Origin of the sequence: Streptomyces sp. NPDC060209, assembly GCF_042728155.1 — a bacterium.
Lineage (GTDB): Bacteria > Actinomycetota > Actinomycetes > Streptomycetales > Streptomycetaceae > Streptomyces.
Genome location: NZ_JBHWZS010000078.1, coordinates 21,015 through 31,620 on the forward strand (window position 1 = coordinate 21,015; position 10,606 = coordinate 31,620).

The window sequence follows — 10,606 nt, forward strand, 5'->3', positions numbered from 1 at the left end:
CACCTCACACCATGGTCAGAAGGCGATGAGCAGCGGTTCCCCGTGCTCGGTGGCCGCCCACCGCCGGGTCGCGCGTTCGAGCTTGTCGGGGTTGACCTGGTTGCGGAACGCGGCGATGCCCTCGGAGGTGACCTCCAGGCACATGACGCCGATGACCCGGCCGTCGACGACCGCCACGACGGCGGGGGCGCCGTTGGCGGTCGTGGCGTACATCTCGGGGGAGCCGCCGGCGATGGCGCGCTTGGCCTTGCCGGGCTTGAACAGGCCGCGCATGAACTTCGCGACCGCGAGTGCGCCCTCGAACGCCTTGGCGCGGGCCGGAACCTTCCCACCGCCGTCGCCGATCGAGACGGCGTCGTCGGTGAGCAGCCGCACGAGCGGCTCGGTCCGGCCGCTGGTGGCGGCAGCGAGGAACTCCTCGACGATCCGGCGGGCGGCGGCCTCGTCGATCTCGGTGCGGGCCTTGCCGTCCGAGACGTGCTTCTTGGCCCGGTGGAAGATCTGCTGGCTGGCGGCCTCGGTGATGTCGAGGATCTCCGCGATCCTCCGGTGCGGGTAGTCGAAGGCTTCCCGCAGTACGTACACCACCCGCTCGTTGGGGGAGAGGCGCTCCATGAGGGCGAGGACCGCGTAGGAGACGGATTCGCGCTGCTCGACGGTGTCGGCCGGGCCGAGCATCGGGTCCCCGGCGAGCAGCGGCTCGGGCAGCCACTGGCCCACATAGGTCTCGCGCCGGGCGCGGGCCGAGGTGAGCTGGTTGAGGCACAGGTTGGTGAGGACCTTCGTCAGCCATGCCTCGGGGACCTCGATGCGGTCGAGGTCCGCGGCCTGCCAGCGCAGAAAGGTGTCCTGCACGGCGTCCTCGGCATCGCTCGCGGAGCCGAGGAGGCGGTAGGCGATGGCTTCCAGGCGGGGCATGGAGGCCTTGAACCGGTCCATGTCGTTCATGGTCAGAGCCATGGCCCGGATCCTAGCTCCCGTGGCGCGCGACCGGCCTCGGGCTGCGGCCCCGCGTCAGCCGACCGGGGGCAGCTCATGGCGAGTGCACAGCAGGCCGGAGGCCCCCAGGAGTGATCCTGAGGGCCTCATCGGGTGGTCCGTACAGCAGCGGTACGGCAGCGGAGTGCGGCAGCGGAGTGCAACAGGGGTGTCAGCCGATGCCACCCATCGCGTCGTGCGCCCGCCCGCCTCGTTTCACAGAGGCGATCACGAGGGACGCCGCGGCGGTCGTGACGAGGCTTCCCACCATGATCGCGCTCACGCCGACCGCGAAGAGGCCGCTGGCGTCGTCCGACCAGTCGTAGGCGGAGGCGACGGTCAGGCCGGCCGTGATGCCGACCACGGGTCCCGCGATGTTCTGCCGGGAGGCCGCCCAGTACAGCGGCGCCAGAAGGGTCAGCACCAGACCGATCACCTGCCATGCCGCGTACGGACCGGTCGTCGAGCCGTCGGGTTGCACGTCGTACTGCTGGTCCCAGCCCAGCCAGGCGGCCCAGAGCGCGAGTGTCACGAGAGCAGGCACCAGGAACGCCCACAGCTGGAGGGCGGGATTCGGAAGTCGTCGTCGCATGGTTCAAGCATTCCGGCTCACTTCGCGGCCGGCCGGAGTACACGTACTCGTCCGCCCCTGAGTACTTCAGGCAACAGGCGTGGTCATCTCGCGGCTGACAGCGAGCAGTTCATGGGCCGAGGCGGTGTTCAGCGTGCGTACGAGCCGAGGCCGATCAGGCAGTACACGTATTCGTTGAGGGTCGCCCCGTTGAGGGTGTAGCGGTACGAGAACGCGTACTGCGTATCGGAGTTGGCGCTGCACCTGCTCATGTCCGACGTGAAGGCGAACGTCTGGATCACCTGGTAGTGGGCATCGGAGGCCGAGCAGGAGACCTCTTCGACGTCGCTGACCTCCTGCGCGGTCGTGGAATCCGGCAGGGTCCCGTTGAGGCAGGTGCCGGACTCGTACGGGTCGGGGGCTTCTTCCCCGGTGTCGTACGGGTCCTCGGTGTAGGTGTCTTCGGTCTCCTCGGTCTCCTCGGGCTCTTCCGGCTCTTCCGGCTCTTCGGTGGTCTCCGAGGTGCTGGGATCCTCGGTGTACGGATCCTCGGTGTACGTGTCCTCCGTCTCCTCGGCGTACGGGTCCCCGGTGGAGGAGTCGTACGCCGACGAGCCGGCCGGAGGGCCGGCGGAGGAGTTTTTGTCGTCGGCTCCGAAGACGCCCAGCAGCACCACGAACCCGATCACGGCGGCGACTGCGACGAGCGCGAGCCACGGGCCGCTGCTCGACAGGCCGCCCCCGGTGACCCGGATGCGCAGGAGTACCTCCTGTTCGCCGACCCGGGCCCGGACGAGGTCGCCATCCTGTGCGGGTGGGATACGGATGCGGGTGGCGCCGGTCGGCAGAGGGACGGTGACGATGTCGCCGTCGGCGGCCTGCCGCGATGTGAGCGAGAGAGGAATCTCCGGTGAGGACACGGGGTCAGTGTGGACCGGCGGCAACCTAATTGGAGAGTTTTTCTAGAAACTCACTCTAGAAATACGTGCGTCCTGAACCGACTCCGCGCAAGGCCGCGTCGAACGCTGCCGGAGCACCTGCGCGGGGCCGGCTGAGAAGCCTTGTCCGTTAATGTCCGGCAGGGCGCACACGAGCTGAGAGGGGCGGAATGAGCGGCTGGCGGTGTACCGGGCTGCGCTGGCCCGACGGCGAGCCCGTCCTCGGGTGGGCGCGGAGCGACGGGTCCGGGCGCGGGCGGGTGAGTGTCCTGGCGTACGGGAAGGAGCTCGGGTTCCGGGCCGAGGGGGAACGGCACTGTGTGGGGGCGCGCGGCAACCCGTGTCCGGTCGGGGCCGTGGTGCCCGTACGGAGCACGGGTGCGCGCTGCGCGGAGTGCGCACGGCTGGACCGGGCGCACTCGGTGGCCGCCGACACGATCGCGGACGACCCCCGGACGTACCGCGTCTACCTGGCCTGGTTCGGTCCGGGCATGGTGAAGGTCGGGATCACCGGGGAGGCACGGGACGCCGCGCGGCTGCGGGAGCAGGGGGCCGTGGTGTTCAGCTGGCTGGGGCGCGGGCCGCTGATGGCAGCGCGGCGTACTGAGGAGCTGCTGCGCTCCGCGCTCGGGGTGCCGGACCGGATCCCGTACGCGCGAAAGCGTGCCGTGCGGGGCGACCTGCCGGGGGCGGCGGAGCGGGCCGCCGAGATCGAGGGGCTGTACCGGCGGGCCGTGGCCCTGGAGAGCGCGGGGTGGCCGGAGGCGCTGGAGCGGTTGCCGTTCGAGGCGGTCGACCACGCCGGGGTGTTCGGACTCGGCGGTGCGGGGCCGGCGGCGCGGGTGGTGACCGCTCTGGCCGGGGGCGGTGTGGTGGCCGGGCGGCTGGTGGCGGCGGCCGGGCCCGACCTGCACCTGGAGACCGTGGACGAGGGGATCGTCGTGCTGGACACGCGGCTCGTCACTGGCTGGGACCTGGTGGGAGCCGACGCGCGGGCGGGGATGAGCGTCCCGGCTGTGGCCGTGGGGGGCGGTGGAGTGCAGGACGGGCTGTTCTGAGATCGTCGCCGGGAACCTACGCGTACGAGGCGCACGAGACGCACGAGACGCACGAGGCAGGTGGGGCGGATGAGCAGCGACGACCGTGACCGTGATGACGTCGTGCGGTTCTGGCAGCGGCTCGGGCTGCCCGGGATCATCGACGTACACACGCACTTCATGCCGGAGCGGGTGCTCAGCAAGGTATGGGCGTACTTCGACTCGGCGGGCCCGCTCACCGGGCTGGAGTGGCCGATCACTTACCGGCGGGACGAGGACGAGCGCCTCGCGCTGCTCCGCTCGTTCGGCGTGCTCCGGTTCACCTCGATGCTCTACCCGCACAAGGCCGGCATGGCGGCCTGGCTGAACGGATGGGCGGCCGCATTCGCGGCCCGGGTGCCGGACTGCCTCCACACCGCGACGTTCTTCCCGGAGGAGGGCGCGGGGACCTATGTCCGCGAGGCGGTCGAGGCGGGGGCGCGTGTCTTCAAGTCACACCTCCAGGTAGGCGGCTACGACCCGAACGATCCGCTGCTGGAGCCGGTGTGGGGGCTGCTGGCGGAAGCCGGGATCCCGGTCGTGACGCACTGCGGGTCCGGGCCGGCTCCCGGCGCGTACACAGGTCCCGAGCCGATCGGCCGCCTGCTGTCCCGCCATCCCCGGCTGAAACTGGTGGTGGCGCACATGGGGATGCCGGAGTACGCGGAGTTCATGGAGCTGGCGGCCACGTATCCCGGGGTGCGGCTCGACACCACCATGGCGTTCACGGACTTCACCGAGGACTTCACGCCGTTCCCGCCCGGTGAGCGCGGGCGTCTCGCCGACCTCGGTGACCGGATCCTGCTCGGCACGGACTTCCCGAACATTCCTTACCCGTACGCCCATCAACTGCACGCCCTGGAGGGGCTGGGGCTGGGTGACGCGTGGCTGCGGGCGGTCTGCCACGGGAACGCGAGTGAGCTGTTCCGGTAGGTGTGAGGCGGTCCGCCGACGCGTTTCTCAGGAAATTCACAGGTAGGCGAAAGCTCTCTCTCACGGCCGTCTCACAGGCTTGAGCCATGACGACGACCTCGCCCCAGGGGCGTACAGAACTGCTCAGGCCCGACCGCAACCCCGTCCGTGTGCTGGTCGTGGACGACGAGGCTCCGCTTGCCGAGCTGCTCTCCATGGCCCTGCGCTACGAGGGTTGGGAGGTGCGCAGCGCCGGTGACGGCGCGGGTGCCGTCCGTACGGCTCGCGACTTCCGTCCCGACGCGGTGATCCTCGATGTGATGCTCCCCGACATGGACGGACTGGCCGTGCTCGGCCGGCTGCGGCGCGAGATCTCCGATGTGCCCGTGCTGTTCCTGACCGCCCGGGACGCGGTGGAGGACCGGATCGCGGGGCTCACGGCGGGTGGCGACGACTACGTCACCAAGCCGTTCAGCCTGGAGGAGGTCGTGGCACGGTTGCGCGGGCTGATCCGCCGCTCCGGAACGGCCTCCGTGCGCAGCGAATCGACGCTCGTCGTCGGTGACCTGGTCCTGGACGAGGACAGCCACGAGGTGAGCCGGGGCGACGATTCGATCCATCTCACGGCGACCGAATTCGAGCTGCTGCGCTTCCTGATGCGCAATCCGCGCCGGGTGCTCAGCAAGGCGCAGATCCTCGACCGGGTCTGGAACTACGACTTCGGCGGCCAGGCCAACGTCGTCGAGCTGTACATCTCCTACCTGCGCAAGAAGATCGACGCGGGGCGCACCCCGATGATCCACACCCGGCGCGGGGCCGGGTACCTGATCAAGCCCGGTGAGTAGCCGCGTGAGCAGGAAGAACACACGGCGCCCCTGGACGCTGCGGACCCGGCTCGTCGTGTACGCGGTGACGCTCATCGCGGTCGTCGCCGCTGTGATCGGTTCGGTCACCGCGATCGCCTTCCAGAGCTACATGGACGGGAAGCTGGACGGTCAGCTGCGCGACATCACCAAACTGGCCGAGGCCCGTCCGCCGGGTGGCGGCAAGATCACCCCGGGCGGCCCGGAGAGCGGGGACTCGCTGGACTTCGTCGGCAGGGGCGGCCCGTTCAACACATTCGGTGCCGTGGTCACCGACGGGTCCGTCACCGTCTCCAAGGTGGCGAAGGGCCCGGATGCCCCGGAGAGCACCGAGGAGCTGACCGGCGCTCAGGAGGGCGTCCTCGAAGCTGCGGGGGTGGCCCCGGACGGCGAACCCCATGACGTAGACCTTCCCGGACTCGGCAGCTACCGTGTGCAGGCCGTCCCGTCGAGCGCCGGCACGACCGTGCTCGTCGGCATTCCCACGGCCGAGGTGGACAAGGCCGTCACCACCCTGATCCTCGTCGAGGTCTGCGTCACCGGGGCCGGGCTCATCGCCGCCGGGATCGCCGGTGCCGCCATGGTCGGTGTGGCCCTGCGCCCGCTGCGCAGGGTGGCTGCCACCGCGACCCGGGTTTCCGAACTCCCGCTGCACAGCGGCGAGGTGGCCCTGTTCGAACGGGTCCCGGAGGCCGAGGCCGATCCGCGTACCGAGGTCGGCCAGGTCGGCGCGGCCCTCAACCGGATGCTGGGCCACGTCGGTTCGGCCCTGGACGCGCGGCAGAAGAGCGAGACGCGGGTACGGCAGTTCGTCGCGGACGCCAGCCATGAGCTGCGCACACCGCTCGCCTCGATCCGCGGGTACGCCGAACTGACCCGCCGCGGCAGGGAGAACGCCGGACCCGACACCCGGCACGCCCTGGGACGGATCGAGTCCGAGGCGGAGCGGATGACCGGCATGGTCGAGGACCTGCTGCTCCTGGCGCGTCTCGACGCCGGTCGGCCGCTCTCGTACGAGAGCACCGATCTCTCGCCGCTCGTCATCGACGCGGTGAGCGACGCCCGCGTCGCGGACCGCGCCCCCGGCGGATCGTCCGGGGCCGCCCATCACTGGCGGCTGGAGCTGCCGGACGTGCCCGCGACGGTGCTCGCCGATCCGACCAGGATCCAGCAGGTGCTGGTCAACCTGCTGGCGAACGCCCGTACGCACACCCCGCCGGGGACCACGGTCACGGTCCGCGTGCGGCAGGCGCGCAGGGAGCTGCCCTGGGTGACCCTGGAGGTCCAGGACAACGGCCCGGGCATCCCGGCCGAGCTGCAGCCGCGTGTCTTCGAACGGTTCGCGCGCGGCGACGCCTCGCGTTCCCGGCACGCCGGGTCGACGGGGCTGGGCCTCGCCATCGTGCAGGCCGTCGCGGCCGCGCACGGCGGGCTGGCCGAGGTTCGGTCGGTACCGGGCAACACGGTGTTCGCCGTCCATCTGCCGGCGGACGCGGTGTACGGAGAGGGGGCGGACAGCTCCGTCGCCTCCGCACCGCCCGCGCCGTGGCCGGACAGCTCCGCCCACGCCTCCGCAGCGCCCGTGCCGTTGCCGAACGGATTCGCTGGCGAGCCTGTGACCTGGGAAAACAGCGCGGGTGGCGCGCCCGTCGCGCACTCACAGGCGGACCACAGGCTCAGCACACGGATGTGACAGCGCGGTTGGCGAGTGTCTGTGTCATGCGAACCGACACTCCTTGGAGCACCCTGCCGGCCCGGGAACACCTCCTGGCCGCAGCGGTCGGCGCTGCCGGCGCTCCCGCACCCGTACCCGTACTCGACGTGGTGATCCCCGTGTACAACGAGGAGAAGGACCTCGAATCGTGCGTGCTGCGCCTGCACGACCACCTGGCGCGGACGTTCCCCTACAGCTTCCGGATCACCGTGGCGGACAACGCGAGCAGCGACCGCACGCCCCTGGTGGCGGCGCGGCTCGCGGATCTCATCCCCGAGGTGCGGTCGTACCGGCTGGAGGAGAAGGGCCGGGGCCGGGCGCTGCGGACCGTCTGGTCCCACTCGGACTCCCCGGTCCTCGCCTACATGGACGTGGACCTCTCGACCGACCTCAACGCCCTTCTGCCGCTGGTCGCCCCGCTGATCTCGGGTCACTCCGACCTGGCCATCGGCTCACGCCTGGCCCGCAGTTCGCGGGTGGTGCGGGGCTCCAAGCGGGAATTCATCTCGCGGGCCTACAACCTGATCCTGCGCTCCTCGCTGGCCGCCAGGTTCAGCGACGCCCAGTGCGGCTTCAAGGCCATACGGCGTGAGGTCGCGCAGCGGCTGCTGCCGATGGTCGAGGACACCGGATGGTTCTTCGACACCGAGATGCTGGTGCTCGCCGAGCGGGCCGGGCTGCGCATCCACGAGGTGCCGGTCGACTGGGTCGACGACCCGGACTCCACCGTGCACATCGTGAAGACCGCGACCGAGGACCTCAAGGGGGTCTGGCGGGTGGGCCGGGCGCTGGCCACCGGAGCGCTGCCGCTGGACCGGCTGGCGCGGCCCTTCGGGGACGACCCGCGCGACCGGGCCGTGCCCGGGGTGCCGCGCGGACTCGCCCGGCAACTGGTCGGCTTCTGTGTCGTGGGCGCGCTCTCCACCCTGGTCTACCTCGCCCTGTACTCCCTCTTCCGCCTGGGCGTCGGCCCGCAGTTCGCCAACGCCGGGGCCCTCCTGGTGTCCGCCGTCGCCAACACGGCGGCGAACCGGAGGCTCACCTTCGGCGTACGCGGCCGGGGCGGTGCCGTGCGCCACCAGGCGCAGGGACTCGTCGTCTTCGCGATCGGGCTCGCGCTCACCAGCGGTTCGCTCGCCGCCCTGGGCACCGCGTCCGGATCGGCGTCGCACGGTACGGAACTCGCCGTGCTGATCGCGGCCAACCTCGCGGCAACGGTGCTGCGGTTTCTGCTCTTCCGTGCCTGGGTCTTCCCCGACCGGCGCACCGACACTCAGGACGCCCGCAAGGGTGCCGCACACGAACTGAGGAACGCCCGATGACGGCCGCCACGCACTCCGACCAATTCCAGGCCCCGCCCGACACCCCAGGGGCGCCCGCGCACGCCGCGGGCAGGCGGGAGCCGTTGTCGCGCCGCATCCGGCAGGGCAGGCCCGAGGACCCGCGCTGGGCGAGGCCCGCCTTCCTCGGCCTGCTGCTGGTCGTCGCGCTCGCGTACCTGTGGAATCTGAGCGCTTCCGGTTACGCCAACTCCTTCTACTCCGCGGCCGTGCAGGCCGGCAGCCAGAGCTGGAAGGCCTTCTTCTTCGGCTCGCTGGACTCCGCGAACGCGATCACCGTCGACAAGCCCCCGGCCACGCTGTGGCCGATGGCCCTGTCGGTGCGGATCTTCGGTCTGAGCTCCTGGGCGATCCTCGCGCCGCAGGTGCTGATGGCGGTCGCCACGGCCGGTGTCCTCTACGCGGCCGTGCGCCGCCGCTTCAGCGCCGCCGCAGGGCTGATCACGATGGCGGTCTTCGCGCTGACCCCGGTGGCCGCGCTGATGTTCCGCTTCAACAACCCGGACGCGCTGCTCGCGCTCCTGATGACCGTCACCGTCTACTGCGTGCTGCGCGCGTTCGAGGGCGGCCGGACGAAGTGGCTGGTCTGGGCCGGCGTCGCGGTGGGTCTCGCGTTCCTGTCGAAGACCCTTCAGGCCTTCCTGATCCTTCCTCCCCTGGCCGTGCTGTACGCGGTGTTCGCGCCGGTGTCCGTGCGGAAGCGATTCGGCCAGCTCGGGCTGGCAGCGCTGGCGATGGTCGTCTCCGGCGGCTGGTGGGTGGCGATCGTCGAGCTGTGGCCCGCCTCCTCGCGGCCGTACATCGGCGGCTCCCAGAACAACTCCTTCCTGGAACTCACCTTCGGTTACAACGGACTCGGCCGGATCAACGGCGAGGAGACCGGCAGCGTCGGGGGCGGCGGCGGTGGCGGCCAGGGCGGCGGATGGGGCGAGACCGGCATCGGCCGGATGTTCAACTCCGAGATCGGCAGCCAGATCTCCTGGCTGCTGCCGGCCGCTCTGATCCTGCTGGTCGCGGGCATCTGGCTGACCTGGCGGGCGAAGCGGACCGACACTGCCCGTGCGGCGTTCCTCGCCTGGGGCGGTTCGCTGCTGATGACGGCCTTCGTCTTCAGCTTCATGGCCGGCATCTTCCACCAGTACTACACGGTGGCCCTGGCGCCCTACATCGCGGCGCTGGTCGGCATGGGCGCCACGGTCCTCTGGGAGGAACGGGGCAAGTGGTGGGCGGGCGCCGCGCTCGGCGTGACCGTCGCGGTGACGGCCGTCTGGTCGTACGTCCTGCTGGGGCGCACGCCGGACTACTTCCCGTGGCTGCGCTGGGCCGTCCTGATCGGCGGCCTCGTGGGCGCGGTCGGGCTGCTGCTCGCGGCACGGCTGGGCCGGGCGCTCGCGCTTGGCGTGGTGGGCCTGGGCCTCGCTGCGTCGCTGGCCGGGCCGACGGCGTACACGATCAGCACGCTGAACACCGGTCACCAGGGCTCCATCGTCACCGCGGGCCCGTCGGGCACCAGCATGGGCGGCCCCGGTGGCGGCCGGGGCGGCGGCCCCGGTGGCGGTGAGGGCGGCGGTCCCGGAGGTGGCATGCAGCCCCCCGGCCAGGGCACGCAGCAGGGCGGACAGGCCCCGGGGAAGGCGCAGGGCAACGGGCAGGGCACAGCTCAGGGCGGCGGCTTCCCCGGTGGCGGCACACCGGGCCAGGCACAGCAGGGCCAGGGCCAGGCGCCCGGAGGTCAGCAGGGCGGCATGCCCGGCGGCGGCACGGGCGAAGGCGGTACGGGCGGCGGTGGCGGCGGCATGGGCGGCCTGCTCAACGGCGCCTCCGTCGACTCCGAGGCCAAGACGCTCCTGAAGCAGAACGCCGACGCCTACACCTGGGCCGCCGCGGCCATCGGTTCGCAGAACGCCGCGAGTTACCAGCTCGCCACCGGGGACCCGGTGATGGCGATCGGCGGATTCAACGGCAGCGACCCGTCCCCGACTCTCGCCCAGTTCAAGAAGTACGTGGAGGACGGAAAGATCCACTACTTCATCTCGGGCGGCACGGGCGGCGGAGGCATGGGCGGCGAGGGCGCCTCGTCCCAGATCTCGACATGGGTGGAGGCGAACTTCAAGGAGGTCACGGCCGGAAGCGCGACCTTCTACGACCTCACCCAGCCGAAGAGCTGAGGCCAGCCGCGACAGAGCGGCCCCGACAGGGCGGTGGCCCCGGAGC

At 71.3% G+C, this 10,606-nt stretch carries 9 protein-coding genes; 6 read left to right on the forward strand and 3 right to left on the reverse strand.

Annotation, left to right across the window (positions count from 1 at the left end; all coding sequences use genetic code 11):
* Positions 1-15 precede the first annotated feature (15 nt).
* From sigJ to ACFWFI_RS17325, 3 genes are all read right to left on the reverse strand, one after another.
* Entirely contained in the window at positions 16-960 is a 945-nt protein-coding gene (gene sigJ / locus ACFWFI_RS17315; protein ID WP_387390560.1) for an RNA polymerase sigma factor SigJ, read from the reverse strand.
* Positions 961-1,150: 190 nt separating this feature from the next.
* The gene (locus ACFWFI_RS17320; protein ID WP_387390562.1) at positions 1,151-1,570 is read right to left on the reverse strand and encodes a hypothetical protein; all 420 of its coding nucleotides are present in this window, start codon (positions 1,568-1,570) and stop codon (positions 1,151-1,153) included.
* Positions 1,571-1,698: 128 nt separating this feature from the next.
* On the reverse strand, positions 1,699-2,469 hold the full coding sequence (locus tag ACFWFI_RS17325; RefSeq protein ID WP_387390564.1) for an LppU/SCO3897 family protein: 771 nt from the start codon (positions 2,467-2,469) through the stop codon (positions 1,699-1,701).
* Between the two features lie 188 nt (positions 2,470-2,657).
* Between ACFWFI_RS17325 and ACFWFI_RS17330 the strand changes: the two genes are divergently transcribed.
* The 6 genes from ACFWFI_RS17330 to ACFWFI_RS17355 all read left to right on the forward strand — a co-directional run bounded on the left by ACFWFI_RS17330 (position 2,658) and on the right by ACFWFI_RS17355 (position 10,560).
* Positions 2,658-3,545 (forward strand): DUF2797 domain-containing protein, encoded by an 888-nt coding sequence (locus tag ACFWFI_RS17330; protein WP_387390567.1) that lies wholly within the window; start codon positions 2,658-2,660, stop codon positions 3,543-3,545.
* A gap of 69 nt (positions 3,546-3,614) precedes the next feature.
* Positions 3,615-4,496: an amidohydrolase family protein gene (locus ACFWFI_RS17335; RefSeq protein WP_387390569.1), complete on the forward strand. Its 882-nt coding sequence runs from the start codon at positions 3,615-3,617 to the stop codon at positions 4,494-4,496.
* A gap of 86 nt (positions 4,497-4,582) precedes the next feature.
* Entirely contained in the window at positions 4,583-5,320 is a 738-nt protein-coding gene (locus ACFWFI_RS17340; protein WP_387390572.1) for a response regulator transcription factor, read from the forward strand.
* A 4-nt stretch (positions 5,321-5,324) separates the two neighbouring features.
* The gene (locus ACFWFI_RS17345) at positions 5,325-7,031 is read left to right on the forward strand and encodes a HAMP domain-containing sensor histidine kinase (RefSeq protein ID WP_387390574.1); all 1,707 of its coding nucleotides are present in this window, start codon (positions 5,325-5,327) and stop codon (positions 7,029-7,031) included.
* Between the two features lie 26 nt (positions 7,032-7,057).
* Positions 7,058-8,374, forward strand: coding sequence for a bifunctional glycosyltransferase family 2/GtrA family protein (locus ACFWFI_RS17350; protein WP_387390577.1), 1,317 nt, complete (start codon positions 7,058-7,060; stop codon positions 8,372-8,374).
* The gene (locus ACFWFI_RS17355) at positions 8,371-10,560 is read left to right on the forward strand and encodes an ArnT family glycosyltransferase (protein WP_387390580.1); all 2,190 of its coding nucleotides are present in this window, start codon (positions 8,371-8,373) and stop codon (positions 10,558-10,560) included. Before ACFWFI_RS17350 ends, ACFWFI_RS17355 begins: the two co-directional genes overlap by 4 nt.
* Positions 10,561-10,606: the final 46 nt, after the last annotated feature.

Excerpts from the sequence above, each read along its gene's own strand:
- sigJ (WP_387390560.1), bottom strand. The coding sequence starts at position 960 with ATGGCTCTGACCATGAACGACATGGACCGGTTCAAGGCCTCCATGCCC.
- ACFWFI_RS17320 (WP_387390562.1), bottom strand. The coding sequence starts at position 1,570 with ATGCGACGACGACTTCCGAATCCCGCCCTCCAGCTGTGGGCGTTCCTG.
- ACFWFI_RS17330 (WP_387390567.1), top strand. The coding sequence starts at position 2,658 with ATGAGCGGCTGGCGGTGTACCGGGCTGCGCTGGCCCGACGGCGAGCCC.
- ACFWFI_RS17335 (WP_387390569.1), top strand. The coding sequence starts at position 3,615 with ATGAGCAGCGACGACCGTGACCGTGATGACGTCGTGCGGTTCTGGCAG.
- ACFWFI_RS17340 (WP_387390572.1), top strand. The coding sequence starts at position 4,583 with ATGACGACGACCTCGCCCCAGGGGCGTACAGAACTGCTCAGGCCCGAC.
- ACFWFI_RS17350 (WP_387390577.1), top strand. The coding sequence starts at position 7,058 with ATGCGAACCGACACTCCTTGGAGCACCCTGCCGGCCCGGGAACACCTC.
- ACFWFI_RS17355 (WP_387390580.1), top strand. The coding sequence starts at position 8,371 with ATGACGGCCGCCACGCACTCCGACCAATTCCAGGCCCCGCCCGACACC.